31 protein-coding genes are annotated in these 26066 nt (G+C 63.6%); 21 read left to right on the top strand and 10 right to left on the bottom strand.

Annotated features, from left to right (window positions below; translation table 11 throughout):
* Positions 1-112 precede the first annotated feature (112 nt).
* The gene (rfaE2, locus tag BGK68_RS01305) at positions 113-595 is read left to right on the top strand and encodes a D-glycero-beta-D-manno-heptose 1-phosphate adenylyltransferase (protein WP_075255580.1); all 483 of its coding nucleotides are present in this window, start codon (positions 113-115) and stop codon (positions 593-595) included.
* Between the two features lie 98 nt (positions 596-693).
* Here the strand turns inward: rfaE2 and BGK68_RS01300 are convergent, their stop codons facing one another.
* Together BGK68_RS01300 and BGK68_RS01295 are read right to left on the bottom strand one after the other, a co-directional pair.
* A complete protein-coding gene (locus tag BGK68_RS01300; RefSeq protein ID WP_075259644.1) occupies positions 694-1212 on the bottom strand; it encodes a copper chaperone PCu(A)C in 519 nt (172 codons plus the stop codon).
* A 96-nt stretch (positions 1213-1308) separates the two neighbouring features.
* The gene (locus tag BGK68_RS01295) at positions 1309-1689 is read right to left on the bottom strand and encodes a DUF2946 family protein (protein WP_075255579.1); all 381 of its coding nucleotides are present in this window, start codon (positions 1687-1689) and stop codon (positions 1309-1311) included.
* A gap of 234 nt (positions 1690-1923) precedes the next feature.
* Here BGK68_RS01295 and BGK68_RS01290 point away from each other — a divergent pair, with 234 nt between their 5' ends.
* From BGK68_RS01290 to BGK68_RS01275, 4 genes are all read left to right on the top strand, one after another.
* Positions 1924-2904 carry an ABC transporter substrate-binding protein gene (locus BGK68_RS01290; protein ID WP_013236096.1) on the top strand — a complete coding sequence of 327 codons (981 nt, stop codon included), beginning with the start codon at positions 1924-1926 and terminating at the stop codon, positions 2902-2904.
* A 133-nt stretch (positions 2905-3037) separates the two neighbouring features.
* On the top strand, positions 3038-4009 hold the full coding sequence (locus BGK68_RS01285) for an ABC transporter substrate-binding protein (RefSeq protein WP_041312287.1): 972 nt from the start codon (positions 3038-3040) through the stop codon (positions 4007-4009).
* A 131-nt stretch (positions 4010-4140) separates the two neighbouring features.
* Positions 4141-5034 (top strand): ABC transporter permease, encoded by an 894-nt coding sequence (locus tag BGK68_RS01280; RefSeq protein ID WP_013236094.1) that lies wholly within the window; start codon positions 4141-4143, stop codon positions 5032-5034.
* A 1-nt stretch (position 5035) separates the two neighbouring features.
* Complete coding sequence (locus BGK68_RS01275) at positions 5036-5830, top strand: ABC transporter ATP-binding protein (RefSeq protein ID WP_075255578.1); 795 nt, start codon at positions 5036-5038, stop codon at positions 5828-5830.
* 61 nt (positions 5831-5891) lie between these two features.
* Here BGK68_RS01275 and trmL read toward each other — a convergent pair whose 3' ends face one another.
* A complete protein-coding gene (trmL, locus tag BGK68_RS01270) occupies positions 5892-6374 on the bottom strand; it encodes a tRNA (uridine(34)/cytosine(34)/5-carboxymethylaminomethyluridine(34)-2'-O)-methyltransferase TrmL (RefSeq protein WP_075255577.1) in 483 nt (160 codons plus the stop codon).
* A 36-nt stretch (positions 6375-6410) separates the two neighbouring features.
* Positions 6411-7292 (bottom strand): ComF family protein, encoded by an 882-nt coding sequence (locus tag BGK68_RS01265; protein ID WP_075255576.1) that lies wholly within the window; start codon positions 7290-7292, stop codon positions 6411-6413.
* Positions 7293-7438: 146 nt separating this feature from the next.
* Between BGK68_RS01265 and BGK68_RS01260 the strand changes: the two genes are divergently transcribed.
* Positions 7439-8383: a methyltransferase domain-containing protein gene (locus BGK68_RS01260; RefSeq protein ID WP_075255575.1), complete on the top strand. Its 945-nt coding sequence runs from the start codon at positions 7439-7441 to the stop codon at positions 8381-8383.
* Between the two features lie 206 nt (positions 8384-8589).
* Here BGK68_RS01260 and BGK68_RS28170 read toward each other — a convergent pair whose 3' ends face one another.
* On the bottom strand, positions 8590-8973 hold the full coding sequence (locus BGK68_RS28170) for a hypothetical protein (protein ID WP_233149479.1): 384 nt from the start codon (positions 8971-8973) through the stop codon (positions 8590-8592).
* Between BGK68_RS28170 and BGK68_RS01250 the strand changes: the two genes are divergently transcribed.
* The 7 genes from BGK68_RS01250 to BGK68_RS01225 all read left to right on the top strand — a co-directional run bounded on the left by BGK68_RS01250 (position 8867) and on the right by BGK68_RS01225 (position 14094).
* Positions 8867-9265 carry a DUF2244 domain-containing protein gene (locus BGK68_RS01250; RefSeq protein ID WP_233149434.1) on the top strand — a complete coding sequence of 133 codons (399 nt, stop codon included), beginning with the start codon at positions 8867-8869 and terminating at the stop codon, positions 9263-9265. The genes BGK68_RS28170 and BGK68_RS01250 overlap by 107 nt on opposite strands.
* Positions 9266-9287: 22 nt before the next feature.
* The gene (gene coxB, locus BGK68_RS01245) at positions 9288-10448 is read left to right on the top strand and encodes a cytochrome c oxidase subunit II (RefSeq protein ID WP_075255572.1); all 1161 of its coding nucleotides are present in this window, start codon (positions 9288-9290) and stop codon (positions 10446-10448) included.
* A gap of 18 nt (positions 10449-10466) precedes the next feature.
* Positions 10467-12086, top strand: a complete 1620-nt coding sequence (ctaD, locus tag BGK68_RS01240; RefSeq protein WP_075255571.1) for a cytochrome c oxidase subunit I — start codon at positions 10467-10469, stop codon at positions 12084-12086.
* 53 nt (positions 12087-12139) lie between these two features.
* Positions 12140-12250, top strand: a complete 111-nt coding sequence (locus BGK68_RS28165) for a cytochrome oxidase small assembly protein (protein WP_208857376.1) — start codon at positions 12140-12142, stop codon at positions 12248-12250.
* Positions 12247-12819, top strand: a complete 573-nt coding sequence (locus BGK68_RS01235) for a cytochrome c oxidase assembly protein (protein ID WP_075255570.1) — start codon at positions 12247-12249, stop codon at positions 12817-12819. Before BGK68_RS28165 ends, BGK68_RS01235 begins: the two co-directional genes overlap by 4 nt.
* An 80-nt stretch (positions 12820-12899) precedes the next feature.
* Positions 12900-13076, top strand: coding sequence for a DUF2970 domain-containing protein (locus tag BGK68_RS01230; RefSeq protein ID WP_048348747.1), 177 nt, complete (start codon positions 12900-12902; stop codon positions 13074-13076).
* A 157-nt stretch (positions 13077-13233) separates the two neighbouring features.
* Complete coding sequence (locus BGK68_RS01225; RefSeq protein WP_013236084.1) at positions 13234-14094, top strand: cytochrome c oxidase subunit 3; 861 nt, start codon at positions 13234-13236, stop codon at positions 14092-14094.
* Positions 14095-14177: 83 nt separating this feature from the next.
* On the opposite strand, the gene BGK68_RS01220 is transcribed toward BGK68_RS01225, so the two are convergent.
* A complete protein-coding gene (locus BGK68_RS01220; RefSeq protein ID WP_013236083.1) occupies positions 14178-14378 on the bottom strand; it encodes a twin transmembrane helix small protein in 201 nt (66 codons plus the stop codon).
* Positions 14379-14492: 114 nt separating this feature from the next.
* Here BGK68_RS01220 and BGK68_RS01215 point away from each other — a divergent pair, with 114 nt between their 5' ends.
* The 5 genes from BGK68_RS01215 to BGK68_RS01195 are packed head-to-tail and all read left to right on the top strand — an operon-like array spanning position 14493 to position 18499.
* Entirely contained in the window at positions 14493-15215 is a 723-nt protein-coding gene (locus BGK68_RS01215; protein ID WP_075255569.1) for an SURF1 family protein, read from the top strand.
* Positions 15202-15828: an SCO family protein gene (locus tag BGK68_RS01210; protein ID WP_075255568.1), complete on the top strand. Its 627-nt coding sequence runs from the start codon at positions 15202-15204 to the stop codon at positions 15826-15828. Before BGK68_RS01215 ends, BGK68_RS01210 begins: the two co-directional genes overlap by 14 nt.
* Before the next feature lie 43 nt (positions 15829-15871).
* Entirely contained in the window at positions 15872-17008 is a 1137-nt protein-coding gene (locus tag BGK68_RS01205) for a COX15/CtaA family protein (RefSeq protein WP_075255567.1), read from the top strand.
* A complete protein-coding gene (gene cyoE / locus BGK68_RS01200; RefSeq protein ID WP_013236079.1) occupies positions 17005-17898 on the top strand; it encodes a heme o synthase in 894 nt (297 codons plus the stop codon). Before BGK68_RS01205 ends, cyoE begins: the two co-directional genes overlap by 4 nt.
* A gap of 10 nt (positions 17899-17908) precedes the next feature.
* Positions 17909-18499, top strand: coding sequence for an SCO family protein (locus BGK68_RS01195; RefSeq protein ID WP_075255566.1), 591 nt, complete (start codon positions 17909-17911; stop codon positions 18497-18499).
* Positions 18500-18607: 108 nt separating this feature from the next.
* Here the strand turns inward: BGK68_RS01195 and rpoH are convergent, their stop codons facing one another.
* Entirely contained in the window at positions 18608-19507 is a 900-nt protein-coding gene (rpoH, locus tag BGK68_RS01190; RefSeq protein WP_013236077.1) for an RNA polymerase sigma factor RpoH, read from the bottom strand.
* A gap of 582 nt (positions 19508-20089) precedes the next feature.
* Between rpoH and BGK68_RS01185 the strand changes: the two genes are divergently transcribed.
* A complete protein-coding gene (locus BGK68_RS01185) occupies positions 20090-21031 on the top strand; it encodes an Abi family protein (RefSeq protein WP_075255565.1) in 942 nt (313 codons plus the stop codon).
* A 20-nt stretch (positions 21032-21051) separates the two neighbouring features.
* On the opposite strand, the gene ftsX is transcribed toward BGK68_RS01185, so the two are convergent.
* From ftsX to ftsY, 3 genes are read right to left on the bottom strand one after another with little or no spacing between them, the layout of a single operon-like run.
* Positions 21052-21975, bottom strand: a complete 924-nt coding sequence (gene ftsX, locus BGK68_RS01180) for a permease-like cell division protein FtsX (RefSeq protein WP_069374967.1) — start codon at positions 21973-21975, stop codon at positions 21052-21054.
* The gene (locus tag BGK68_RS01175; protein ID WP_075255564.1) at positions 21972-22664 is read right to left on the bottom strand and encodes a cell division ATP-binding protein FtsE; all 693 of its coding nucleotides are present in this window, start codon (positions 22662-22664) and stop codon (positions 21972-21974) included. The genes ftsX and BGK68_RS01175 overlap by 4 nt, the downstream gene beginning before the upstream one ends.
* A gap of 4 nt (positions 22665-22668) precedes the next feature.
* Complete coding sequence (gene ftsY / locus BGK68_RS01170; protein WP_075255563.1) at positions 22669-23838, bottom strand: signal recognition particle-docking protein FtsY; 1170 nt, start codon at positions 23836-23838, stop codon at positions 22669-22671.
* A gap of 166 nt (positions 23839-24004) precedes the next feature.
* Here ftsY and BGK68_RS01165 point away from each other — a divergent pair, with 166 nt between their 5' ends.
* On the top strand, positions 24005-25384 hold the full coding sequence (locus BGK68_RS01165) for a M16 family metallopeptidase (RefSeq protein ID WP_075255562.1): 1380 nt from the start codon (positions 24005-24007) through the stop codon (positions 25382-25384).
* A gap of 17 nt (positions 25385-25401) precedes the next feature.
* The gene (locus BGK68_RS01160; RefSeq protein WP_075255561.1) at positions 25402-26061 is read left to right on the top strand and encodes a ParA family protein; all 660 of its coding nucleotides are present in this window, start codon (positions 25402-25404) and stop codon (positions 26059-26061) included.
* The last annotated feature ends 5 nt before the right edge of the window (positions 26062-26066 follow it).

The following is a 26066-nucleotide window of genomic DNA, read 5'->3' as shown; positions in this document are numbered from 1 at the left end:
TCCTTCACCGGCAGCAAGGCAGCAAGGCAGTACAATGGCAAAAGCCGCAACCTCAGGTTGCGGCTTTTTTCATCCTGCAATTCCCCGTTCACCCGACCCGATCCCGATCAAGATGGCCGACTTCGAATCCAAACTCTGCACCCGCGACGAACTCCAGCAGCGCGTGGCCCAACTGCCCAAGCCGGTAGTGATGACCAATGGCGTGTTCGATATCCTGCATCGCGGCCACGTGACCTACCTAGCGCAGGCCCGCGCCCAGGGCGCTTCGCTGGTGGTGGCGGTCAATACCGACGCTTCCGTCAAGCGCCTGGGCAAGGGCGACGACCGTCCCATCAATACCTGCGAAGACCGCATGGCGGTGCTGGCGGCGCTGGAATCGGTGGCGCTGGTGGTCCCCTTCGATGAAGATACGGCGTTGGAAGCCGTGCAGCAGGCGCGCCCCGAGATCTACGTCAAGGGCGGCGACTACGACATGCACGCCATCCCCGAAGGCCAGGCCGTGGCGGCCTATGGCGGCCAGGTGCTGTCGATCGCCTTCGAGCATGATCGCTCCACCACCAAGCTGCTGGCCAAGGTGCGCAAGCTGGCCGGCTGATCGCAGGACGCAGGGGGCCGCAAAGAACAAGGCCGGCAGGAGCATCGCTCGCTGCCGGCCTTGGCGTTTCAGGAACCGGCTGTGGCAGCCGGGCCTGTTCAGTGGTGCATATGCTCCTTCATGTCCTTCATGCCATCCTTGCCGGCGGCAGCCGCCTTGCCGTCTTCGACGTTGAAGGTTACCTCGACCTTGCCAGCCTTCTCGAAGGTCAGCGTGGCCGGGACCTTGTCGCCCGCCTGCAGCGGCTTGGACAGGCCCATGAGCATGATGTGGTAGCCATTGCCCGGCTGCATGGCGATCTTCTGGCCGGGTTTGACCTCGAGGCCGCCATCGACTTCGCGCATCTTCATCACATTGCCTTCCATGGCCATGGTGTGGATTTCACCGGACTTGGCCGCCGGCGAGGACACGCCCACCAGGCGATCGGCCGTGGTCCCCTTGTTTTCGATGCTCAGGTAGGCCCCGGCAGCCGGCTGGCCGGGCACGGTGGCGCGTGCGTAGGGATGGCCGATTTCCAGCTGGCCCAGCTTGTATTCATGCGCCTGCGACAGGGGCGCGGCCGCCAGCAGGGCGGTGGCCAGGGCGGCGCCGGCAGCGCGTTGGAAGACATGTTGCAGTTTCATCTTTTGTATCCTTTTTGGTGCGGGTGCAGCGACCCGTGCTGATCGTTCAGGCCGGGATGGCCAGTATGCGGAGGGAGTGGCGCAACAGGATCAGGCCGGCGGCGCGCGCGCCCGCGCACTGCCCGGGGCAAGGCTGGCCGAGCGCAGCGGCCCGGCGGAGCGCACCAGCGGATAGCTGGTCCCATCCGTCACGGCGGCCAGGCGCGCCTGCGAGGCATCGCTGGCGACACCCACGCCCAGGCTGCCGCAGCACAGGGGACAGTGGCCGCCGGCCAGATGCACCGGCGCATTGCCCGGCAAGCCATTGCCCACGCTGCAGATGACCATGGCCGGAACGTCGCGCAGCGTGCGCGCCAGCGCCTGCTGCCACCAGGGCGCGGCGGCCATGGCCAGCATCAGCGACAGGCCCAGCCACACCTGCAGCCAGGGGCGGCGGACGGTACGGCGGCGCAGGGAAGGGCGGGAAGACATGGGGCCTGATTATAGCAACCGGGATCGTCAGGCTCATTGACCTGCCTCCCTGCTCAGTATGGTGACAAATGCGAGCGTCCCGCCAAACCGTCCTTGCGTTCCGGAAAGCCGCACCGGCGCTCGCCATCGGCTTGCCCGGGAATGGCGCCATGCAAATTGATTGTTCAGGAGCGCTAGGCTAGACTTAGCGTCTTTTCGGGTATTCCATTCATTTTTTCCAAGGGAGAAGACTGCATGTCCTACAACAATAAGCTGACACTGCGCGCCATGGTGGCCGCCCTGTCCCTGGCAGCTGTCTGCTCCGCCCCGGCCATGGCTGCGGACAAGTCGGTCGCGGTGACCGCCATCGTTGAACATCCGGCCCTGGACGCAGTGCGGGATGGCGTCAAGGACGAGTTGAAGGAAGAAGGCTTCGAAGCCGGCAAGAACCTGAAGTGGGAATACCAGAGCGCCCAGGGCAATACCGGCACCGCGGCCCAGATCGCCCGCAAGTTCGTGGGTGACAAGCCCGACGCCATCGTGGCCATCGCCACTCCCTCGGCCCAGGCCCTGGTGGCCGCCACCAAGAGCATCCCGGTGGTCTACTCCGGCGTGACCGATCCGGTCGCCGCCCAACTGGTGAAGGACTGGAAGGCTTCCGGCACCAACGTCACCGGCGTGTCGGACCTGCTGGAGCTGGACAAGCAGGTGGACCTGATCAAGCGCGTGGTCCCCAACGCCAAGCGCGTGGGCATGGTCTACAACCCGGGTGAAGCCAACTCCGCCGTGGTGGTCAAGGCCTTGAAGGAACTGCTGGCCAAGTCCAACATGACCCTGGTGGAGGCTGCCGCTCCCCGTTCTGTGGACGTCGGTTCGGCCGCCAAGAGCCTGATCGGCAAGGTCGACGTGATCTACACCAATACCGACAACAACGTGGTTTCGGCCTATGAAGCGCTGGTCAAGGTCGGCAACGACGCCAAGATCCCGCTGGTGGCCTCCGACACCGACAGCGTCAAGCGTGGCGCCATCGCCGCCCTGGGCGTGAACTACTACGACCTGGGCCGCCAGACCGGCAAGGTGGTCGGCCGCATCCTCAAGGGTGAAAAGCCGGGCGACATCCCCTCGGCCACCAGCAGCAAGCTGGAGCTGTTCGTCAACACCGCCGCCGCCCAGAAGCAGGGCGTGACCCTGTCGCCGGAACTGGTGAATTCGGCCAAGACCGTCATCAAGCAGTAAGCAATCCCCGCGTCGATCCCGCTTTCAGGCGGGATCGACGCATCTGGCGCCGCCCCCAGCGCGCCCACTATAAACAGGTTGCCCGGCGATCATCAGGCCGAGGCGCCGACCACCCATGAATGAGGAGATGAACATGCTGGCCCTATCCAAATCCCTGCGCGCCATCGCCGGTGCGCTGGCGCTGAGCGCTGTGTGCGCCTCGGCGCTGGCCGCCGAGAAGGTGGTCGCAGTGACATCCTACGTCGAGCATCCTGCGCTGGACGCGGTGCGCGACGGCACCAAGGATGAACTGGTCGCCGCCGGCTTCGAGCCGGGCAAGAACCTGAAGTGGGAATTCCAGAGCGCCCAGGCCAATGCGGGCACCGCCGGCCAGATCGCCAAGAAGTTCGTGGGCGACAATCCCGACGTGATCGTCGCCATCGGCACCCCGTCGGCCCAGCCCATGGTGGCGGCGACCAAGACCATCCCCATCGTCTATTCGGCCATCGCCGATCCGATGGCCGCCCAGCTGGTCAAGGACTGGAAACCGTCCGGCACCAACGTGACCGGCATGTCGCACATGCTGGACCCGGTCAAGCAGGTCGAGGTCATCAAGCGCGTCGTGCCTGAGGCCAAGCGGGTCGGAGTGGTTTACAATCCGGGCGAAGCCAATTCCGTGTCGGCCCTGAACAACCTCAAGGGCGAGCTGCAGAAGGCTGGCCTGACCCTGGTGGAAGCTGCCGCTCCCCGTTCGGTGGACGTGGCTCCGGCCGCCAAGAGCCTGATCGGCAAGATCGATGTGATGTACACCACCACCGACAACAACGTGGTCTCGGTCTTCGAATCGCTGGCCAAGGTCTGCAACGATGCCAAGCTCCCGCTGATCGCTTCCGATACCGGCAGCGTCAAGCGTGGCGCGGTCGCAGCCCTGGGGGTGAACTTCTACGACATGGGCCGCCAGACCGGCAAGCTGGTGGTGCGTATCCTGAAGGGCGAGAAGGCCGGCGATATCCCTTCCTCGCCGGTCAAGAACCTGGAACTGTACGTCAACACGTCGGCCGCGCAGAAGCAGGGCGTGACGCTCTCGCCTGAATTCCTGAAGTCGGCGACCAAGGTCCTCAACTAAGGCCTGGGTCGCCCCGGCAGACGTGCACCGCCGACGGTCCCATCACCCGTGGGATGGCCGGCGCAACGCAGAAGACATTCGGCATTGGCGTACCGCGCCGTGCCGAATGTGTTTTTTAAGAAAGTCCTTTTATGTCGCTGTATACCCTCTTGGGCGCCCTGGAAATCGGCCTGATTTTCAGCCTGGTAGCCCTCGGAGTGCTGATCTCCTTCCGCATTCTGGTCTTCCCTGACTTGACCGTCGATGGCAGCTTCCCGCTCGGCGGCGCAGTCGCCGCGACCATGATCGCCGCTGGCTACAATCCCTTCCTGTCCACCTTCATCGCCTTGCTGGCGGGCGCCCTGGCCGGTTTCACCACCGCCTGGCTGAACGTGCGCCTGAAGATCATGGACCTGCTGGCCAGTATCCTGATGATGATCGCGCTGTACTCGATCAACCTGCGCGTCATGGGCAAGCCCAACGTGCCGCTGATCTCGGAGCCGACCATCTTCACCATCCTGCAGCCCGACGCGATCCCCGACTACGTGGCCCGGCCGTTGATCCTGCTGGTGGTGGTGATTGGCGCCAAGCTGCTGCTGGACTGGTTCTTCTCCTCCGAGATCGGCCTGGCCATGCGCGCCACCGGCGCTAACGCCCGCATGGCGCGCGCCCAGGGCATCGCCACCGGCCGCGCCACCCTGGCCGGCATGGCCCTGGCCAATTCGCTGGTGGCCCTGGCCGGTGCGCTGTTTGCGCAGACCCAGGGCGGTTCCGACATCTCCATGGGCATCGGCACCATCGTCATCGGCCTGGCTGCCGTCATCATCGGCGAGAACATCCTGCCGGCGCGTCGCCTGGTGTGGACCACGCTGGCGGTGATCCTGGGTGCGATCCTGTATCGCTTCTTCATTGCCCTGGCGCTCAACAGCGACTTCATCGGCCTGCAGGCGCAGGATCTGAACCTGGTCACCGCCGTGCTGGTGATGCTGGCGCTGGTGCTGCCCATGGGCAAGCGCAAGCTGAAACTGCTGAAGAAGGGAGCCTGAGATGTTGAAAGCCACTGATCTCAAGATCACCTTCAATCCCGGCACCCCCATCGAGAACCCGGCCCTGCGCGGCCTCTCGCTGGAAATCCCGACCGGCCAGTTCGTGGCCGTGATCGGCTCCAACGGTGCGGGCAAGTCCACCTTCCTCAACGCCATCTCCGGTGACCTGCTGGTCGATACCGGCAAGATCGAGATCGACGGCACCGACGTCACCCGCAAGCAGGCCTGGGATCGCGCGGGCATGGTGGCCCGTGTGTTCCAGGATCCGATGGCCGGCACCTGCGAGGCGCTGACCATCGAAGAGAACATGGCGCTGGCGATGGCGCGGGGCCGTCGTCGCGGCTTCAATTTCGCCATTCGCGGCAAGATGCGCGAGCTGTTCCGCGAGAAGCTCTCCATCCTCAACCTGGGGCTGGAAAACCGCCTCACCGACCGCATCGGCCTGCTCTCCGGCGGCCAGCGCCAGGCGGTGAGCCTGTTGATGGCCTCGCTGCAGCCTTCGCGCATCCTGCTGCTCGATGAACATACGGCCGCGCTGGACCCGAAGACGGCCGCCTTCGTGCTGGAACTGACGGCCAAGATCGTCTCCGAGGCCAAGCTGACCACCATGATGGTGACCCACAGCATGCGCCAGGCGCTGGACTATGGCGACCGCACCGTGATGCTGCACCAGGGCCGCGTGGTGCTGGATGTGTCCGGCCCGGAACGCGCCGGGCTGGATGTGCCGGACCTGCTCAAGATGTTCGAGCAGACGCGGGGTGAGAAACTCTCGGACGACGCCCTGCTGCTGGGCTGATCGGCCTTGCCAACGAAAACGGCTCCCTCGGGAGCCGTTTTTTCATGGGCGCAGCGGCAGATCAGTTGCCACCCTCATAGCCATTCTGCCGCCACGCCTCATACACCACCACCGCCACCGTATTGGAGAGGTTGATGCTGCGATTGCCCGGCCGCATCGGCAGGCGGATGCGCTGTGCAGTGGGGAAGGATTCACGCCGCTCCGGGGCCAGGCCGCGTGTCTCGGAGCCGAACACGAAGGTATCGCCCGGCCGGAAGGCCAGGCCCGCAAAGGGCGTGGAGCCATGCGTGGTCATGGCGAACATGCGCGCTTCATCGAAGAGCGGATCCTGGCGGCGGTGCGCCAGGAACTGCTCCCAGTCCTTGTGCACCTGCATGTTGGCGTATTCGTGATAATCCAGTCCGGCGCGCCGCATCTTGGCGTCATCCAGCGGAAAGCCGAGCGGCTCCACCAGATGCAGTTGCGCGCCGGTATTGGCGCACAGGCGGATGATGTTGCCGGTATTGGGAGGGATCTCCGGCTCGACCAGGACGACGTGGAACAAAAAAATCTCCTGCAGAAAAAGGATGGCCGGTCCGACTCAGACCGGCAGGGTGCGCGCAAAGACCAGGTTGGTCACGCGCCGGGCGCCGTGCCGCTTGAGCACGATCGCCACTTCATTCAAGGTGGCGCCGGTGGTCATGACGTCATCGACGATGCCCACATGCAGGCCGCGCACCTGGTCCATGGTCGCGAAGGGCAGGGCAAAGGCGGCGCGCACGTTGCGGGCGCGCGCGCCCACCGGCAGGGCTGATTGCGCTTCGGTTTCCTTCTTGCGCTCCAGCAGTTGTGGTTGCAAGGGCAGGCCCATCAGTTGCGACAGCGGCTTGGCGATTTCCAGGGCCTGGTTGAAGCCGCGCTCCTGCAAGCGCGTGCGGCCCAACGGCACCGGGGCCAGCAGGCTGGGCATGGGCAGCGTCACATCGCTGCCCGGAACGGGGTTGCGGCGCGAGGCATCGTGGATCAGCCGAGCCAGCAAGGGCGCCAGCCGCAGGTCGCCCGCAAACTTGAGCGCCAGCGCCAGCTGGTCGGAAGGGGCGAAATAATCGGTGGCGACGATGGTGGCGTCGAAGGCCGGGCGGTCCTTGAGACAAGCGCCGCAGCGCAATTCCTTGCCGGTGACCGGCATGGGCATGGCGCACTGGATGCAGCGGCGGTGCTGGCGGGTATAAAAACGCTTGTGGCAGGGCGCGCAGAGGATCTCGCGGCCTTCGGCCCCGCACAGTGCGCAGGCGCTCGGCAGCAAGGGCGGCACGCGCGCCAGCAGGCGCTTTAGCCAGTTGGGGCCGCTGTTCTTCTTGGGCGCAGGCGCGGCTGCGCGGCGATAGCCTGGGCTGCTGGCTCCTTTGGCCGGGGCCGCGGTGGCAGGCTTGGCCGGCGAAGTGGCCCGTGACGTGGCCGGTTTCGGCGATGTGCGATCCATGCGTGGTGCGCCCGGTAAAAATGGATTTCGACTAAACTACGCGCATTATCGCATCAGCTCCGGTGGAGTTGCTGCACATTAGCCCCAAACGAGTCCCAAACCAGCCTCAAACGGTCCCGATCCGTCTTTCTACCCGTCTGTCTCCCATGTCCCTGCCGCCGTCTTCCGCCAGCGCCAAGCTGAGCGCCCCCATCGACCTGCCCCTGGTTCGCCGCCGCTTCGGTCATCCGCAGCGCGTGGCCGAGTCCGATTTCCTGCGGCGCGAGGTGTCGGCGCGCATGCAGGAGCGGTTGGCGCTGGTGAAGATCAATCCGCGTGAAGTGCTCGACGCCGGCTGTGGCGAAGGAGCGGACCTGCCGGTCTTGCAGAAGCGCTATCCGGAAGCCCAGGTGATCGGCCTGGATGGCGCCTATGGCATGCTGGCCGTGGCCGCCGAGCATCAGCGCGGGGCGCAGACGGCGATGAACCGCTTGTTCGGCTCGATCAACAAGTGGCTGGGTTCCGGCCCCGCCCTGAGCGGTCCTGAGCTGGCCTGCGCCGACTTTGCGCGGCTGCCGCTGGCGGCCAATGCGCTGGACCTGGTCTGGTCCAACCTGGCCCTGCACTGGCACCCCCAGCCTGACCGTGTGTTCGCTGAATGGCGTCGTGTCTTGCGGGTAGAGGGCTTGCTGATGTTTTCCTGCTTCGGTCCCGATACGCTGCGCGAAGTACGCAGCGCTTTCGAGCGCATCGATCTTGCACCGCACACCTTGCCCTTCGTGGACATGCACGACTTCGGCGACATGCTGGTCAATGCCGGCTTCTCCACGCCAGTCATGGACATGGAGACCATCACCGTCACCTACGACACCCCGCAAAGGCTGCTGGAGGATGTGCGCGCCTGGGGCGGCAACCCGCTGGAGACACGGCGGCGCAGCATGATGAGCCGCGACCAGCACCAGCGCCTGTTGGCCGCCTTCGACGCCATGCGCAAGCCCGATGGCAAGATTCCGCTGACCTTCGAGATCATCTATGGCCATGCCTTCCGTCCGGTGCCCAAGACCACGGCGGCTGGCGAGAGCATCATCCGCTTCGATCGTCCGCCACGATAGTCAGATGGTCAGGAAGCTGACCAGCCCGCCCTGGCGTTGCGTCATCGTGACGCCCCTCGGCCACCCCGCGCCACCCCGCGCGCCTCGCAAGGCCGCTCCCCTGGCCGCTGATGGACTCCAGCGGACCGCCAGGGGCAGCTCTGCCCACACCTCTATGGGCAATGCGGCGGTGCGTGCTTGATCCATGGCGACGTTAGCCCTTATACTCAAATCAGGAAAAAAAATTCACTGCAAGAAATTCCAGCAAGAACAAATAGCAAGAATAAATAAAAACCGCAAAACGGATAGCCACGGATAGCGCCCCTGTCGGGCAGATCGAGCCAGCCGTACAGGACCGATTGCCGCATCCAGTGAATCCCGCTGCGGATCGAAAGAGAGACACGCTCGACCCAATCCAGGTGGCGAGGTGCTATGGAGACGCGGGAATGGATATTGAAGCGCAATTGTTCGATTGCGCCACGCCAGCTGGCGTGGGTCTTCGCAATCCTTTGTACGGTTTCACTGACAGTCGCACTGGGCTTCACGCTGCACGGCGCCTGGATCATTCTGGTTTTTTCATTCATTGAGTCAACGGCGGTGGGCGCGGCCATGCTGGTCTACGCCCGTCACGCCACGGATCGCGAAGTGGTAAGGCTGGCCGACGAGGGCCTGGTCGTCGAGGTGACGCAGGGCAGCCGGTCCAGTCGCAGCACGCTGCAGTGGCAGGGCATGCGCATTGACTATCCTGTGGGCCGCCAGGCGCTGGTGGCCCTGGAGAGCCGGGGGCAGCGCGTGGAAGTGGGGCGGTTCATGAACGAAGGCCAGCGCCGCGAGTTCGCCCGCGAACTCCAGCGCGAACTCTCGGCCAGGGCCGGCGGGATGGCTGCACTCTCATTCTTATAATTTTGGGCTTTAGAGGAAATCCATGAAACTTGCGAAGCGCCTTCAATCCTTGATCCTTGGTGCCTCGCTGCTGGCGGCCGGCTTGCCGGCCTGGGCAGTGGTGGACAGTCCGGGGGGACCGGCCGTGTTGCAGATGAATTTCCAGCCTCCGGTGACCAAGATCGCCGAGCAGATCTATGACCTGCACATCCTCATGCTCATCATCTGCCTGGTCATCTTCGTGGCCGTGTTCGGCGTGATGTTCTACTCCATCATCAAGCACCGCAAGTCGGTCGGCCACAAGGCCTCCACCTTCCACGAAAGCACGGCCGTCGAGATCGCCTGGACCGTGGTGCCTTTCCTGATCGTCATCGGCATGGCCCTGCCGGCCACCAAGACGGTGGTGGCGATGAAGGACACCTCCAATGCCGACCTCACCATCAAGGTCACCGGCATGCAGTGGAAGTGGGGCTATGACTATCTCAAGGGCGAAGGCGAGGGCATCTCCTTCCTCTCCAACCTGGCCACGCCGCGCGAACAGGTTACCGATCCTTCGCTGAAGAAGAACGACAACTACCTCATCGAAGTGGATAACCCGGTGGTCGTACCGGTTAACAAGAAGGTACGCATTGTTACCACCGCCAATGACGTCATCCACTCTTGGACCATCCCTGCCTTCGGCGTGAAGCAGGACGCCATCCCCGGCTTCGTGCGCGACACCTGGTTCCGCGCCGAGAAGATCGGCACCTATCGCGGTCAGTGCGTGGAGCTGTGCGGCAAGGACCACGCCTTCATGCCCATCGTGGTCAACGTGGTCAGCGAAGACGATTACAAGCAGTGGGTCGATGGCAAGAAAAAGGAAATGGCCGCCAAGGCCGATGATCCCAACAAGACCTGGACCGTGGACGAGTTGAAGCAACGCGGCGAGAAGGTCTATGCCGCTAACTGCGTGACCTGCCACCAGGCCACTGGCAAGGGCGTGCCGGGCGCATTCCCGGCGCTGGACGGTAGCCCCGTGGTCAACGGCCCCAAGGATGGCCAGATCCATATTCTGCTCAACGGCAAGAATGGCATGCCGCCCTGGAAGGGCGTGTTGAACGATACCGAAATCGCCGCCGTGATCACCTACACGCGCAACAGCTGGTCCAACAAGGCCCAGGAAAACATCGTGCAGCCCGCCGAAGTGCTGGCCGCCCGCAAGTAATCGTTTGGAGAACCGGACATGACTACCACTGTCGATCACGCCCCCGATCATTCCCACGATCACGGGCATGGGCACGCTCACGATGACCACGCGCACGACCATCCGCACGGCTGGCGCCGCTGGCTCTTCGCCACCAACCACAAGGACATCGGCACGCTCTACCTGTGGTTCTCGTTCACCATGCTGCTCTCGGGCGGCGTGCTGGCGCTGTTGATCCGGGCCGAGCTGTTCCAGCCGGGCCTGCAGTTCTTCCGTCCTGAATTCTTCAACCAGTTGACCACCATGCACGGCCTGGTGATGGTGTTCGGCGCGATCATGCCGGCCTTCGTGGGCTTCGCCAACTGGATGATCCCGCTGCAGATCGGCGCCTCCGACATGGCCTTTGCGCGCATGAACAACTTCTCGTTCTGGCTGCTGCCACCGGCCGCGTTGCTGCTGGCCGGCTCCTTCCTGGTGCCGGGCGGCGCCACTGCCGCCGGCTGGACGCTGTATGCACCGCTGTCCACCCAGATGGGCACGGGCATGGACATGGGCATCTTCGCCATGCACATCATGGGCGCATCGTCCATCATGGGCTCGATCAACATCATCGTCACCATCTTGAACATGCGCGCCCCTGGCATGACGCTGATGAAGATGCCCATGTTCTGCTGGACCTGGCTCATCACCGCCTATCTGCTCATCGCCGTGATGCCGGTGCTGGCCGGCGCCATCACCATGACGCTGACCGACCGCCACTTCGGCACCTCCTTCTTCAACGCTGCCGGCGGCGGGGACCCGGTGATGTACCAGCACATCTTCTGGTTCTTCGGCCACCCCGAGGTCTACATCATGATCCTGCCGGCCTTCGGCATCGTCTCGCAGATCATCCCGGCCTTCGCGCGCAAGCCGCTGTTCGGCTATGCATCGATGGTGTACGCCACCGCCTCGATTGCGATCCTGTCCTTCATCGTCTGGGCGCACCACATGTTCACCACTGGCATGCCGGTGACCGCGCAGCTGTTCTTCATGTACGCCACCATGTTGATTGCGGTGCCGACCGGCGTGAAGATCTTCAACTGGATCGCCACCATGTGGCGCGGCTCCATGACCTTCGAGACGCCGATGCTGTTCTCGGTGGGCTTCATCTTCGTCTTCACCATGGGCGGCTTTACCGGCCTGATCCTGGCCGTCACCCCCATCGACATCCAGATGCAGGATACCTACTACGTGGTGGCCCACTTTCACTACGTGCTGGTGGCCGGCTCCCTGTTTGCGCTCTTCGCGGGTTACTACTACTGGGGCCCGAAGTGGACCGGTTTCATGTACAACGAATGGCGCGGCAAGTTCCACTTCTGGGCTTCGCTGATCACCTTCAACATCACCTTCTTCCCGATGCACTTCCTGGGTCTGGCGGGCATGCCGCGCCGCTATGCGGACTACCCGGCGCAGTTCACCGACTTCAACATGATCGCCTCCGTCGGCGCCTTCGGGTTCGGGCTGTCGCAGGTGTACTTCCTGTTCTTCGTCGTGATCCCGTCGATCAAGGGCGGCAAGCAGGCCGAGGCCAAGCCCTGGGAAGGCGCCGAAGGCCTGGAATGGACCGTGCCCAGCCCGGCCCCCTTCCACACCTTCGAAGAACCGCCGGTGGTGAAGTGATCCGCTGTGGATAAGATAGACAAGCAAGCACTCGTGAAGCAAAGGCCGACGCCATGACTGCACGCAAGAAACCCAACAACCTGCGCACCGGCCTGCTGCTGGGGCTGGTGGCGCTGGCCTTCTTCATCGGCATCTTCATCAACCGCATCTGGTTTGCCCAATGAGCCAACACGATGATCCACTGCAGGACCAGGAAGAACGCGGCCTGAACCGCGTGATGCTGCGCAAGCTGCTGGTGGTGGCGGTGTTGATGTTCGGCTTTGGCTACGCGCTCATCCCGGTCTATCGCAAGATCTGCGAAGTGACCGGCGTGAACTTCCTCACGCCCAAGGACGTAACGGTGGAAGCGCCCACCAATACCCAGATCGACAAGTCGCGCACCATCACCGTGGAGTTCGACGGCAATGCCCAGGGGCCGTGGCGTTTCCGTCCCACGGTGACGAGCATGCAGGTCCATCCCGGCGAGATGACCCAGGTGACCTACGAAGTGGTCAACACGCAATCGCGCAACGTCGATGCCCAGGCCATTCCGAGCTACGCGCCGCAGCAATCGGCGGCGTTCTTCAAGAAGGTGGAGTGCTTCTGCTTTACCCAGCAGACGCTGGGGCCCAACCAGGCCAAGCAGATGCCGGTGGTGTTCTATATCGATCCGAAGCTGCCCAAGGACGTGACCACCATCACGCTGTCCTATACCTTCTTCGAGATCAATGGCAAGGACAAGACCGCAGGCTGAGCAGCAGTGCTCTGCAAGGAGGCAGTTTGACAGATGAACTGAAGCAGGCCGCGCAGCGCAAGGCCTCGTTCGGGGCGACGATGAAGGCGGTGTTCTGGTCCTTCTTCGGCGTGCGCAAGCGCAAGGATTATGAATCGGATGCGGCCAGGTTGAATCCGGTCCACGTGATCATCGCCGGCATCCTGGGCGCTGCCTTGTTCGTGGCGGTGCTGGTGATCATCGTCAAGCTGGTGGTGGGCAGTGCGACAGGGCAATGATCGGCGCGCTTGGCCGGGTAGATGATCAGCTTGATCGAGTAGCAATTTATTTAGTCATTGAAGACCTGGAAGTTAGTTTTGTCTTTCCAAAAACTAAGGAAAGCCAAAGCGTGCAGGACCAGGCCACAACCATCGGATTTCGTACCGGGAGAAGAACATGAGTTCTCAGCAAGCCAAGGCGCCCCACTATTTCGTTCCAGGCCCGTCACGCTGGCCGATGATGGCGGGCATTTCCATGCTTATCACCATGATCGGGGCCTCGGCCTGGGTCAATGGTGTGTCGTGGGCCCCTTATGTCAACATCCTCGGCATCCTGATGGTGCTGGTGGTCTTGTACTACTGGTTCGGCGACGCCATCCGCGAGTCCGAGTCCGGCCTCTACAGCGAGCGCATCGATCTGTCCTATCGCTGGAGCATGAGCTGGTTCATCTTCTCGGAGGTGATGTTCTTCGCCGCCTTCTTCGGCGCGCTGTTCTACGCCCGCAGCATCACCATGCCCTGGCTGGCCGATCTCGACCACAAGCTGATCTGGCCGGACTTCGCTGGCCAGTGGGGCAATGTCGGCCCGGCCGGCACGGTGGAGAACTTCACCACCATGGGACCGTTCCCCATCCCCACCATCAACACACTGCTGCTGCTGACCTCGGGCGTGACGCTGACCATTTCGCACCACGCCATGCGCGCCGGCCATCGCACGCAGACAGCGGTGTGGCTGTTCCTGACCATCCTGCTGGGGGCGGTCTTCATGGGCTTCCAGGCCTATGAATATATCCATGCCTACAGCGAGCTGAACCTCAAGTTGAGTTCCGGCATCTATGGCTCGACCTTCTTCATGCTGACGGGCTTTCACGGCTTCCATGTGACCATGGGCGCGATCATGCTGTCGGTGGTGCTCTATCGCGTGCTGCGCGGTCACTTCACGCCCACCCATCACTTCGCCTTCGAAGGCGCGGCTTGGTACTGGCACTTCGTGGACGTGGTGTGGCTGGGCCTGTATGTGGTGGTGTACTGGCTGTAAGGCTGCCGCTGCCGGCGTTGCTGTCCCGCGAAAAAGCCGCACCGAGGTGCGGCTTTTTCATGCGGCCTGGCCGGGGAGGGGGTTCAGCGGATGCCGGTGGGCTGTATCCAGCCCAGCTTGTAGCTCAGCAGGATGAACAGGAACAGCGCCACCGAAAAGCCTACCCGCAAGGTCAGCGCCTGTACGGTGCGGTTGCTCTTGCCCTTGTCGCGCATGAGGAAGATCAGCGCCGAGGCCAGGCTGGCCAGGATCAGGATGAAGGCGATGGCGACGACGATTTTCATGGCGGCAGATTTCCTGTCTCGGTAGCGCAGCTTGCGGTATGCTGCGGTGGATTGCCTGGATTTCTTAGTTTTTGTAGTGCGTTTTCTTAGTTCATTGTAAGTCCAAACTAACTAATGCCAACCAGATTCCGTTTCCGGATCATTCCTTTCTGCGCCATGTTCATCGTGGCCGCCGCCGGCATCGCACTGGGGCAATGGCAGACCCATCGCGCGCAGGAAAAGCAGGCCCTGCAAGCGCGCATGCAAGCCCGCGCCGCCGAGGCGCCCTTGTCTGCGCTGCCTCCTGATGATCAATCGCTGCAGGATGAATTCCGCCAGGTCAGCTTGCGTGGTCAGTTCATCCCGCAATGGACGCTCTATCTGGAAAATCGTCCCCACCAGGGAGCCGTCGGCTTCCATGTCCTGACCCTGTTCAAGCCGGAGGGCAGCGCGCAGGCCGTGGTAGTGGCGCGTGGATGGGCGCCGCGTGACGCCGTTGATCGCACCCGGGTGCCACAGTCGCCGCCGCCGCAGGGGACGACCGAAGTGCAAGGCCTGCTGCGCCGGGATGCCGGACATGTCCTGCAACTGGGACAGGCCGATGCACCCAGGCCCGGCGCCATCCTGCAGAATCTCGACCTGGCGGCCTTGGCGCAGGCGTCCGGGATGCCGCTGTCGGGCTTTGTGATCGAGCAGGGCGGGGACGTGAGCGACGGGCTGCTGCGCGACTGGCCCGCGCCCTCGCTGGGCATCGACCGGCACCGAGGCTATGCCGTGCAGTGGTATGCACTGGCGGCGATGGCTGTTCTCTTTTTCATCGTGACAGGATTCAGACGTGGCCGTAATGACAAAACCTGATGCCCCCAGCAAGACCGATCCGGGCGAGGCCGCTCGCCGCCGCCGCATGGGGCGCTGGAAGATGCTGGCCGTGGTGGCGGTCTGCGCCGCGCCGATGATCGCGTCCTATCTCACCTATTACGTCATCAAGCCGCAGAGCCGCAACAACTATGGCGCGCTGATCGATCCGCGCCAGTATCCGATCCCCGACCTGGGCAGCCGCGCCATCGATGGCAGCCCGGCCACGCTGGCCGATTACCGGGGCAAGTGGGTGATGCTGCAGGTCGATGGCGGTGACTGTGCTGAACCCTGTCGGCAGAAACTGTTCACCCTGCGCCAGCTGCGGCTGATGCAAGGTAAGGAGATGGAGCGCATCGAGCGGGTCTGGCTGGTGACGGATCGCCAGCCCATCGAGACGCTGCTCCTGCGCGAATACGACGGAACCGATATCCTTAGGGTCGATGCCGGCAAGCTCAGGTCCTGGTTGCCGGTGGATGCCGGGACCTCGGTAGAGGACCATATCTACCTGATCGATCCACTGGGCAACCTGATGATGCGTTTCCCCAAGGACCCTGATCCCGGCAAGATGAAGAAGGACATTTCCAAGCTGCTGCGGGCCTCGTCGATAGGCTGAGGGCCGCAGCGGGCGCTGTGCGATGACGTAAGTTTGATTCAAGATGACTGCAACGATGCTGATACAACTGGGCCTGACCGGGCTCGTGGTGGCCCTCATTCCGCTGGCCGTGGTGTGGCGCGCCCAGGGCGCGGCCAACAAATACCGCAAGCTGGTGTGGGTGACGCTGTTCTTTACTTTCGACCTGATCATGTTCGGCGCTTTCACGCGCCTGACCGACTCCGGCCTGGGCTGTCCCGACTGGCCGGGCTGCTACAGCCACGCCAATCCCCTGCTGGCGCATGAACACATCAATGCCGCCCAGGAAGCCATGCCCACCGGGCCGGTCACCTGGGCCAAGGCCTGGATCGAAATGACCCACCGCTATTTCGCCATGGCCGTGGGCTTCCTGATCATCGTGCTGATGGTGGCGGCGTGGTGGCGTTGGATCAGATCGGGCAAGACCGAGTTGCAGTTCCGGCCCTGGTTCCCGACAGCGCTGCTGGGCTTCGTTTGCCTGCAGGGCGCGTTTGGCGCGTGGACCGTGACGATGAAGCTGCAGCCCATCATCGTCACGCTGCATCTGCTGCTGGGCCTGAACCTGCTGGCCATGCTGACCTGGCTGGCCGCGCGGCAGGAGCAGCACCTGCCGGTGTCCCCGGCCGGTCGGGCGCTGATCGTGCCGGCCACCGTGGGCGCTGCGCTGCTGGGCTTGCAGATCGCGCTGGGCGGCTGGGTCAGCACCAATTACGCCGCGCTGGCCTGTACCGACTTTCCCTTGTGCGACGGCAAGCTGGTGCCGGACATGGATTTTGCGCACGGCTTTACGCTCTGGCGCCACCTGGGCATGACTTCCGGCGGCGACTACCTGCCTTTCCAGGCGCTGACGGCGATCCACTGGGTGCATCGCAGCTTTGCCTTTGTCGTCATCTTGTATGTTGTATGGCTGGCACACGGCGCCCTGCGTGAAGAAGGGCTGCGCAAGACCGGCCGCTGGCTCCTGACCGTGCTGGGTTTGCAGCTCTGTACTGGGCTGGCGACCATCTATCTGAACTGGCCCCTGGCCATTGCCGTGGTCCACAACGGCGGCGCGGCGCTGCTGGTGATCCTGATGGTCATGTTAAACTACAAGGTCCGTTACGCACCCTCCGGCCAGGCCATCGCTGCTCCACCAGCCACCGCCCGGCCCGTCACGCCATGACCACATTGACCGCCCAACCCAACCGCATCGCCCAGTACTGGGCACTGACCAAGCCGCGCGTGACGCAGCTGGCGGTGTTCTGTGCCGTGATCGGCATGTTCCTTTCCACGCCTGATCTGCCGGACTGGCACAAGGTCATCTTCGGCACGCTGGGCATCTGGTTGCTAGCCGGCGCGGCCTTCGCCATCAACTGCCTGGTCGAGCGCGAGATCGATTCGCGCATGGCCCGTACCGCCCGCCGCCCCATGGCGCGGGGCGAGATCACGGTAGGCCAGACCCTGGTGTTCTCGGGTGTGCTCGGTGGCCTGGGCATGTGGGTGCTGTACAACCTGGTCAACCCGCTGACCATGTGGCTGACCTTCGCCACCTTCGTCGGCTACGCCATCATCTACACCATCGTCCTCAAGCCCGCCACCTCGCAGAACATCGTCATCGGCGGCCTGGCCGGCGCGATGCCGCCGGCGCTGGGCTGGGCGGCGATGGCCAACGACGTGCCCATGCAAGCCTGGGTGCTGGTGATGATCATCTTCATCTGGACCCCGCCGCACTTCTGGGCGCTGGCCATGTATCGCCGCGATGACTACGCCAAGTCCGGCCTGCCCATGCTGCCCATCACCCATGGCATGGACGTGACCAAGCTGCACGTGCTCATGTACACCATCGCGCTCTTCGCGGTGAGCCTGCTGCCCTTTGCCATCGGCATGAGCGGGCTGATCTATCTGGGCACGGCGGTCGTGCTGGGAGCGATCTTCTTCTGGTATTCGTGGCAGATGTACCGTCGCTACACCGACCTGATCGCGCGCAAGGCCTTTGCCTATTCCATCGTCTACCTGTCCATCCTGTTCGCGGTGCTGCTGGTGGATCACTATTTCCTGTTCCGTAGCTTCTGAAACTGAACCCATGAAAAGATTCTTCTCGGCCCTGCTGCTGGCCGGATGCGCGACCTTGCTGGCCGCCTGCGGGCCGTCCAAGCCTGAGCTGAAGTTCAACAATACCGATGTCACCGGGCTGGACTATGCCAAGGACTTCGCCCTGACCGACCACACCGGCAAGCCGCGCACCCTGGCCGATTTCAAGGGCAAGGTGGTGGTGATGTTCTTCGGCTACACGCAATGCCCGGATGTCTGCCCGACCACCATGGTCGAGATGTCCAATGTGATGAAGGAACTGGGGCCGGATGCGGACAAGGTACAGGTGCTGTTCGTGACCGTCGACCCCGAGCGCGATACCCAGGAAGTGCTGTCGCAATACGTCCCAGCCTTCGACAAGCGTTTCCTCGGCCTGCGCGGCGACCAGCAGCAGACCGAGAAGGTCGCCAAGGAATTCAAGGTGTTCTACCAGAAGGTGCCGGGCAAGCAGCGGGGCAGCTATACCATGGACCACACCGCGGGCAGCTACGTGTTCGATCCGCAGGGTCGTATCCGCCTCTTCGTCAAGCACGGCCAGGGGCCGCAGACGCTGGCGCATGACATCAAGCTGTTGCTGTCCTGATGGCTTGAAACGATATCAATCGTCTGGTTGGTCTGGATAACAAGAAAGGCGCCCGAGGGCGCCTTTCTTGTTGGTACTGCCGACTCGTACTGAGCAGCCAGGAGCCGATCAGGAATAGGCCTGCAGCGAGGTCTTCATCTTCTTCAGCGCCACCGCCTCGATCTGGCGGATACGCTCGGCCGAGACGCCGAACTCGTCAGCCAGCTCGTGCAGCGTCGCCCCCGACCCATCGTCATTGGCCAGCCAGCGGGCCTCGACAATGCGGCGCGAGCGCTCATCCAGCTTGGACAGTGCGGCTTCCAGGCCTTCGGACTGCAGGCGGTCGTACTGCTTGGCCTCGATCACGCGGGTCGGCTCCGAATTGTCCGAAGACAGGTAGGCGATGGGCGCGAACTTGTCATCCTCATCATCGGTGGGCGATTCCAGGGCGATGTCGCGACCGGACAGACGGGTTTCCATCTCGATCACTTCCTCGCGCTTGACGTCCAGGGTCTTGGCCAGGGCCTCGACCTGGGCCGGCGTCATCGCGTCCAGACCTTCCTTGTGGCTGCGCAGGTTGAAGAACAGCTTGCGCTGGGCCTTGGTGGTCGCCACCTTGACCAGGCGCCAGTTCTTCAGGATGTACTCGTGGATCTCGGCCTTGATCCAATGCATGGCATAGGACACCAGGCGCACGTTCTGGGCCGGGTCGAAGCGCTTGACGGCTTTCATCAGGCCGATATTGCCTTCCTGGATCAGGTCGGCGTGCGGCAGGCCGTAGCCCAGATAGCCACGGGCGATCGACACCACCAGGCGCAGGTGCGACAACACCATCTTCTGGGCGGCGCCCAGATCGTTCTTTTCGCGCAGGTCGCGGGCCAGCTTGACCTCTTCCTCGTGGGTCAGCATGGGCAGGCGGTTCACTGCCGAGATATACGCGTCGATGTTGCCCAGGCTGCCGGAAAAACCCAGCGCGAGTGCATTGGACTCGGCAGGCATGAGTGCAGTTTGTGCAGACGCAGTTTTCATGGATTCTCCTTGGTTCCTAACGGAAACAGTATGAAGCAGTAGAGTCGCGCACCAGAGCCAGACTGGTCCGTGCGGCGACGCGATTTGATGCATGGCCCCAAAAGTGGAGCATTTCGATAAGGTATTCTAGCACTCGTCACCCGGGAGTGCTAATAGCATGAAAGTGAAGGTTCAATAGTTATTGGCTATTGCTCTTCCGATGATCATTGCATTCATTCCCCTCCATATTAGTCGTGTTCGGGCGACAAAAGTTGCGATCCGGGTCAACTGCGGCCCAGAAACTTGTAACAAATTTTGTGGCAAAAAAGGAAGGGCGGGGATGAGGGGCGGGAAGGCCATGTCTGCAGCCCACAGTCAGCAAACAGACTCGTCAACAGACGAGAATATCCCTGCGAAGAAGACGGTCGGGCAGGGGAATTATTGTTGTAGCTCAGTTCGAACGCTAAAATTTCCCGCCAGAAAGTCCAAAGCCCGCTGCTGCGGGCTTTGTCCTCAATTTACAGGGGCACGACCGGTTGCCCGGAAAACCCCTGTCTCTATGCGTCGAAGTATAGCACTCTGCGTTTTGCGCTTTCAACCCATATGCAGAAACACTTCTCGGCGCCGCGTCTGGCGGCCATCGATCGCTTCTTTCTCACCACTTCGCACCGCGACGCGCTGGGATGCTATGCCTGGAACCAGGCGGTCAGCGCTGGCTTTCTGCCTCTTCTGGCTGATGTCGAGGTTTCTCTGCGAAACGCTTTGCATCGCGCTTTATCCCAGTATTTTCATGCGGTCGATTCATCAGACTGGATGATGCCCCGGCCCAATCCGGCCCACGGCATCAATCCTGCGGCTCCTGTTCAGTTGCCACCTGTCCACAAGCTCACGCCCAAGTCGCGCGAAGACGTGGTGTCGGCAATGGGGAAGGTCAAGGCTCGCAAGCCGGCTGGCTACCTCGTGAGCCCGGATGATGTCGTCGCCGCCTTGCCCTTTGGTTTCTGGGAAGTGCTGATCGCCGGGCTGGCCCATCGTTCCCAGCCGCCTGGTTTGCAGGCGGCGATTCTGGCCGCGGCTTTTCCTTACGCGCCTGATACGGCGACTACCCCCTACGGCAGCCAGGATTTCAGGACGAGGTTGGTCAATCTGCTCAAGAGAATCCGCGACGTCCGCAACCGCATCGGTCATCACGAGGCATTGTGGAGCACACCGGAGTTCAATGTGTTCGGTGCACTGGGACACATCCCCCGCCGGCCCCGGCACACCCTGAACAGCCTGCGCAAGCTTGCGGAAAAGCTCTCCTGGTTTGGCGGCTGGATCGATCCGGCCATCTCGGCATATATGCAAAACGGTGATCACTGGTGGTCACTGCAGGTCCTGCTTCAACGGCAGGCGCTGGCAACTTATCGTGTGCTTGGGGGCGCAGTTGGCACTTACCGCCGTCTCCTGGAGGCGACCCGCCCACCGGCCAACCGGACCATGGCTACCCTGAGCGCTTTGCGCGCACGGCAAAAACGGCGAATTATCGACCGCTACTATTTCTGAGGGGATGCAGGTAGTTGCACTCAAGCCCCACGCGCCAACTGCCTGCGCACCGACAACATGGCCCCGAACAAGCCCAGCAAGGCGCTCACCGCCAGCAGCAGTCCGATGGCCATCGGGCTGGGCAGGGCCAGCTGGAATTCGGAGGCATACAGATGGGCGAAATCCAGGATGGCCGCATTGAGCGGCTGCTGTGCCGCCACCACCAGCCCCAGCGCCACCAGCCCGGCGCACACGCCCAGCAGGGCACCGGTGTAGTAGAAGGGACGATAGATGAAGGAATTGGTTGCTCCGAACAGGCGCGAGACTTCGATCTCATCGCGTTGCGTCATCACCTGCAGGCGGATGGTGTTGAATACCACCGCCACCACCACCGCACCCAGCGTGATGCCCAGGAACAGCAGCACCAGCCGCAGGATGCGCAGCAGCGCCGCCAGCCGCTTGACCCATTCGGAATCGATCTGCACCGTATCCACCCCGGCCTGCTTCTGCAACTGCTGGGCGATCTGGTCCACCCGGCCGGCATCCATGGCGTTCTGGAAGCCCGGCAGGCGCAGCACATAGCTGTCCGGCAGCGGGTTGCTGCCCAGCGTGTTGAGCACATCGGCCAGCCCGGTCTTGCTCTTCAAGGCCTCGAAGGCCTTTTCGCGCGGGATGAATTCGACCTTGCCTACGGTGTTGCTGTCCTTGAGCACCTGGCTGATGGTCTTGCCCAGGGCCTGCGCGGCTTCGCGGCTGGCGTCGGGCTTCATGAAGATGCTGATCTCGGGTTCCACCGACATCTGGTCCGAGATCGGACGCACATTCTCCAACGCCGACAGCCCGGCAAAGGGCAGGGCCAGCGCAATCGACACCACCAGCACGTTCAGCAGGAAATTGCCGGGCGAGCGCAGCAGGTGGCGCAGGGCGTCGCCGATGGCGGCGAAATGCTGTCGGAGCCAGTTCATGGCGACACCTCCACGGGATTGGCCACGCCGTTGTGCCAGCCATCGACGATGCGGCCACGGTCCAGGTAGATGATGCGATCAGCGCCGGTCAGGAATTGTTCGTCATGGGTGGAGATGAGGCAGGTCACGCCTACGCCATGGAAGGATTTCAAGGCCGCCAGCACCTTGTTGGCATTGGCCCGGTCCAGGTTGGCGGTGGGCTCGTCGGCCAGGATGATCTGCGGACGGTTGACGATGGCGCGGGCGATGGCCACGCGCTGCTGTTCGCCGCCGGACAGTTCCATCGGCTCGCACATGGCCTTGCCCAGCAGGTCCACCTTGTCCAGCGCGGCGCGGGCGCGCCTTTCGGCGTCCTGGCGCGAGGAACCGGTGACGATCAGCGGCAGCATCACGTTGGCCAGAAGATTGCGATCCAGCAAGAGTTTCTGCTGCTGGAAGATCAGCCCCAGGTTGCGCCGCAGGTAGGGCAGGCCGGAGGCCTTGAGTCCGCCGATGTCGGTGCCGTTCACCGCCAGCTTGCCCGCGCTCGGGCGCTCGATGGCTGCGATCATCTTCAGCAGCGTCGATTTACCCGCGCCCGAGGGGCCGGCCAGGAAGATCAGTTCGCCCTTCCTGACCGACAGCGTGATGTCGCGCAGGGCATAGACCTCGCGCGCGTATTGCTTGGAAACCCGGGTAAATTCAATCATCGTTTCAACTCAGCAGGGCGTCGACGAATTCGGTGGCGTTGAAGGCTTGCAGGTCTTCGATCTGTTCACCCACGCCGATGAAGTACAGCGGCACCGGACGGGTCTTGGCGATGGCGGCCAGGATGCCGCCCTTGGCGGTGCCGTCCAGCTTGGTCACCACCAGGCCGGTCAGTCCCAGCGCATCGTCGAAGGCCTTGACCTGGGCCAGGGCATTCTGGCCGGTGTTGCCGTCGATGACCAGCAGCACTTCGTGGGGCGCTGAGTTCATCGCCTTGCCAATGACCCGTTTGATCTTCTTGAGTTCATCCATCAGGTGCAATTGCGTGGGCAGGCGGCCGGCGGTATCGACCATCACCACATGGGTACCGCGCGCCTGCGCCGAATGCACCGAGTCATAGGCCACCGCAGCCGGGTCACCGGACTCCTGGGCAATCACCTGGACATTGTTGCGTTCGCCCCAGACCGCCAGCTGTTCGCGGGCGGCGGCGCGGAAGGTGTCGCCGGCAGCCAGCAGCACCGACTGGCCATGCGCCTGCAGATGCAGCGCCAGCTTGCCGATGGTGGTGGTCTTGCCGGCGCCGTTGACGCCGGCGATCATCATCACCAGCGGCTTGTCGCGGCCCAGCACCAGCGGACGCTGCAGCGGCTGCAGCAGTTCGATGAGCAGGGTGCGCAGGGCCGTGCGGACCTGGGCCGCTTCAGTCAGGCGTTCGGCCTTGACCTTCTTCTTCAGTTCGTCCAGCAGCCACTGGGTGGCCTCGACGCCTGCATCGGAGACCAGCAGGGCCGACTCCAGCTCTTCGTAGAGATCGTCGTCGATGCGCGCGCCGACGAAGAGCGTGGTCAGGTTGCTGGAGGTCTTGGACAGACCCGCCTTCAGGCGCGACAGCCAGGAACGCTTGGCTTCGGGCGCCGGGGCGGGCGCCGGGACGATCTCGGCTTCCTCGGTCTCCTCGGCCACCTCGGCCACAGGCTCGACGGCGGCGACCGGAGCAACCGGAGCAGCAGGTGCAGGAGCAACAGGCGCGGCAGGCGTCACCGCCGGTGCGGCAGCAGCAGGGGCCGGTGCAGCCGGGGCGGCAGGTTCGGGCGCAGCTGGCGGCGCCGGTTCGGATTGGGGCGGCAGCGCGGGCTGCGCTTCCGGTTTGGGTTTTCTCTTGAAGAAACTGAACATCGGGTGGCGATAGGCTGGATTCGGGCTGCGGCCGGGCGGAAAGGCGGGATGGGGGCGGGCGTGGCTACCCTGACAACCGCAGGGGACAGGTTACAATGCCCCATCCCCAAGACCCGCGCGTGGCCGCCAGGGTCAATGAATCCAGCATTTTATCAGAGCACAGCCCATGAAATTGAAGATCAGAGCCCTCCTGGCCAGCGCGCTGCTGGGCCTTTTCGCCAGCAGCCCGATGCTGGCCCAGGCCGAGCCGGCGCGCCAGTTCGTGCTGGGCAATGGCATGAAGGTGATCGTCAAGGAAGACCGGCGCGCCCCCACGGCGGTACAGATGGTCTGGTACAAGGTGGGCGGCATCGATGAAGTCAACGGTCTCACCGGCGTGTCCCACGCGCTGGAGCACATGATGTTCAAGGGCACCCGGAACCACAAGGTCGGCGAGTTCAGCCGCCTGGTGGCCGAACTGGGCGGCCAGGAAAACGCCTTCACGGCCAATGACTTCACCGCCTACTTCCAGCAGATCGAGAAGAGCCACCTGGAAAAGGTGATGGCGCTGGAAGCCGACCGCATGGCCAACCTGCAGTTCGACGCCGCCGAGTTCGCCAAGGAAATCCGCGTCATCATGGAAGAGCGCCGCTGGCGCACCGACGACCAGCCCATGGGCCTGTTGAACGAAGCCCTGAACGCCGCCGCCTGGACCGCCCATCCCTACCACCACCCGGTCGTGGGCTGGATGGACGACCTGCAGCACATGAGCGTGCAGGACATCGCCGCCTGGTACCGTCAATGGTACGCCCCCAACAACGCCACCCTGGTCGTGGCCGGCGACGTCGACGCCCAGCGCGTGCTGGCGCTGGCGCGCAAGTATTTCGGCAAGATTCCCGCCCGCAGCTTGCCCGCCGGCAAGCCCCAGAACGAGCCGCAGCAGCTGGGCATGCGCCGCGTCACCGTCAAGGCCCCGGCCGAGAATCCCTATGTGGTGATGGCCTGGAAGACGCCGGCCCTGCGCCAGGTCGAGCAGGACCAGGACGTCTACGCCCTGGACGTGCTCTCGGCCGTGCTGGACGGCTATGACAATGCCCGCCTGAGCGCCAGCCTGGTGCGCACCGGCGGCAAGGCCACTGCGGTGGGCGCCAGCTACAGCGGCGTGGCGCGCGGGCCGGTGCTGTTCACGCTGGAAGGCAGTCCCGCCGAGGGCGTCACGACCGCGCAGCTCGAAGGCCTGCTGCGCGGCGAGGTCGAGCGCATCGCCCGCGAAGGCGTGTCCGAGCAGGAGCTGCAGCGGGTGAAGACGCAACTGATCGCCTCCCAGGTCTACAAGCGCGACTCGGTCTTCGGCCAAGCCATGGAAATCGGCATGATGGAAACTGCCGGCCTGGGCCAGCAGAACATCGACCGCATCATCGAACGCTTGAAGAGCGTCACGGCAGCCCAGGTGCAGGCCGTCGCGCAACAGTATTTCCAGGACGACACCCTCACCGTCGCCACCCTGGTGCCGCTGCCGCTGGCGGGCAAGAAGCCCGCACCGCCGCCGGCTGGGCTGCTGCATTAACGTTTCCGGAGAGAACCATGCCTGTCATCGTCATCGCCAACCCCAAAGGGGGCGTGGGCAAGACCACCCTGGCCACCAACCTGGCCGGTTACTTCGCCAGCCAGGGCCACGGCGCGCTGCTGGGTGATATCGACCGCCAGCAGTCCTCGCGCGCCTGGCTGTCCATCCGCCCCGAGCAGGCGCGCCCCATCGCCACCTGGGACATCAACGAAGACTACGTCGCCAAGCCCCCCAAGGGCAGCACCCACATCGTCCTCGATACCCCCGCCGGCCTGCACGGCTGGCGGCTCAACGACGCCCTCAAGATGGCCGACAAGATCCTGGTGCCGCTGCAACCCTCCATCTTCGACATCCTCGCCACCCAGGATTTCCTGCGCCGCCTGGCCGATGAAAAGGCCGTGCGCGCCGGCGAGATCGATGTGGGCATCGTCGGCATGCGCGTGGATGCGCGCACCCGTTCGGCCGAACAGCTGCAGCGTTTCATCGAGGGCCTCAAGCTGCCGGTGCTGGGTTACCTGCGCGATACGCAGAACTACGTGCAACTGGCCGCGCATGGCCTCACGCTCTGGGACGTCGCCCCATCGCGCGTGCAGCGCGACCTCGACCAATGGCAGCCGGTGCTGGACTGGGTGGGCCAGACCAAGGGCGGCCCCAAGGCTGACTCCAAGGGCGACTGAAGCGC

It is taken from the genome of Herbaspirillum camelliae (assembly GCF_001929405.1).
Classification (GTDB): domain Bacteria; phylum Pseudomonadota; class Gammaproteobacteria; order Burkholderiales; family Burkholderiaceae_D; genus Herbaspirillum; species Herbaspirillum seropedicae.
The sequence above is the reverse complement of the archived record's forward strand: the minus strand, read 5'-3'. Positions and strand labels throughout refer to the sequence as shown.

Excerpts from the sequence above, each read along its gene's own strand:
- BGK68_RS01265 (WP_075255576.1), bottom strand. The coding sequence starts at position 7,292 with ATGGATCGCACATCGCCGAAACCGGCCACGTCACGGGCCACTTCGCCG.
- BGK68_RS01225 (WP_013236084.1), top strand. The coding sequence starts at position 13,234 with ATGAGTTCTCAGCAAGCCAAGGCGCCCCACTATTTCGTTCCAGGCCCG.
- BGK68_RS01260 (WP_075255575.1), top strand. The coding sequence starts at position 7,439 with ATGTCCCTGCCGCCGTCTTCCGCCAGCGCCAAGCTGAGCGCCCCCATC.
- ctaD (WP_075255571.1), top strand. The coding sequence starts at position 10,467 with ATGACTACCACTGTCGATCACGCCCCCGATCATTCCCACGATCACGGG.
- BGK68_RS01285 (WP_041312287.1), top strand. The coding sequence starts at position 3,038 with ATGCTGGCCCTATCCAAATCCCTGCGCGCCATCGCCGGTGCGCTGGCG.
- BGK68_RS01230 (WP_048348747.1), top strand. The coding sequence starts at position 12,900 with ATGAAGGCGGTGTTCTGGTCCTTCTTCGGCGTGCGCAAGCGCAAGGAT.
- BGK68_RS01195 (WP_075255566.1), top strand. The coding sequence starts at position 17,909 with ATGAAAAGATTCTTCTCGGCCCTGCTGCTGGCCGGATGCGCGACCTTG.
- BGK68_RS01275 (WP_075255578.1), top strand. The coding sequence starts at position 5,036 with ATGTTGAAAGCCACTGATCTCAAGATCACCTTCAATCCCGGCACCCCC.
- BGK68_RS01165 (WP_075255562.1), top strand. The coding sequence starts at position 24,005 with ATGAAATTGAAGATCAGAGCCCTCCTGGCCAGCGCGCTGCTGGGCCTT.
- cyoE (WP_013236079.1), top strand. The coding sequence starts at position 17,005 with ATGACCACATTGACCGCCCAACCCAACCGCATCGCCCAGTACTGGGCA.
- BGK68_RS01220 (WP_013236083.1), bottom strand. The coding sequence starts at position 14,378 with ATGAAAATCGTCGTCGCCATCGCCTTCATCCTGATCCTGGCCAGCCTG.
- BGK68_RS28165 (WP_208857376.1), top strand. The coding sequence starts at position 12,140 with ATGACTGCACGCAAGAAACCCAACAACCTGCGCACCGGCCTGCTGCTG.
- rfaE2 (WP_075255580.1), top strand. The coding sequence starts at position 113 with ATGGCCGACTTCGAATCCAAACTCTGCACCCGCGACGAACTCCAGCAG.
- BGK68_RS01280 (WP_013236094.1), top strand. The coding sequence starts at position 4,141 with ATGTCGCTGTATACCCTCTTGGGCGCCCTGGAAATCGGCCTGATTTTC.
- BGK68_RS01185 (WP_075255565.1), top strand. The coding sequence starts at position 20,090 with ATGCAGAAACACTTCTCGGCGCCGCGTCTGGCGGCCATCGATCGCTTC.
- rpoH (WP_013236077.1), bottom strand. The coding sequence starts at position 19,507 with ATGAAAACTGCGTCTGCACAAACTGCACTCATGCCTGCCGAGTCCAAT.
- BGK68_RS01160 (WP_075255561.1), top strand. The coding sequence starts at position 25,402 with ATGCCTGTCATCGTCATCGCCAACCCCAAAGGGGGCGTGGGCAAGACC.
- BGK68_RS01205 (WP_075255567.1), top strand. The coding sequence starts at position 15,872 with ATGACTGCAACGATGCTGATACAACTGGGCCTGACCGGGCTCGTGGTG.
- coxB (WP_075255572.1), top strand. The coding sequence starts at position 9,288 with ATGAAACTTGCGAAGCGCCTTCAATCCTTGATCCTTGGTGCCTCGCTG.
- BGK68_RS28170 (WP_233149479.1), bottom strand. The coding sequence starts at position 8,973 with ATGGCCGCGCCCACCGCCGTTGACTCAATGAATGAAAAAACCAGAATG.
- BGK68_RS01235 (WP_075255570.1), top strand. The coding sequence starts at position 12,247 with ATGAGCCAACACGATGATCCACTGCAGGACCAGGAAGAACGCGGCCTG.
- BGK68_RS01175 (WP_075255564.1), bottom strand. The coding sequence starts at position 22,664 with ATGATTGAATTTACCCGGGTTTCCAAGCAATACGCGCGCGAGGTCTAT.
- BGK68_RS01295 (WP_075255579.1), bottom strand. The coding sequence starts at position 1,689 with ATGTCTTCCCGCCCTTCCCTGCGCCGCCGTACCGTCCGCCGCCCCTGG.
- BGK68_RS01210 (WP_075255568.1), top strand. The coding sequence starts at position 15,202 with ATGACAAAACCTGATGCCCCCAGCAAGACCGATCCGGGCGAGGCCGCT.
- ftsX (WP_069374967.1), bottom strand. The coding sequence starts at position 21,975 with ATGAACTGGCTCCGACAGCATTTCGCCGCCATCGGCGACGCCCTGCGC.
- BGK68_RS01215 (WP_075255569.1), top strand. The coding sequence starts at position 14,493 with ATGCCAACCAGATTCCGTTTCCGGATCATTCCTTTCTGCGCCATGTTC.
- ftsY (WP_075255563.1), bottom strand. The coding sequence starts at position 23,838 with ATGTTCAGTTTCTTCAAGAGAAAACCCAAACCGGAAGCGCAGCCCGCG.
- BGK68_RS01290 (WP_013236096.1), top strand. The coding sequence starts at position 1,924 with ATGTCCTACAACAATAAGCTGACACTGCGCGCCATGGTGGCCGCCCTG.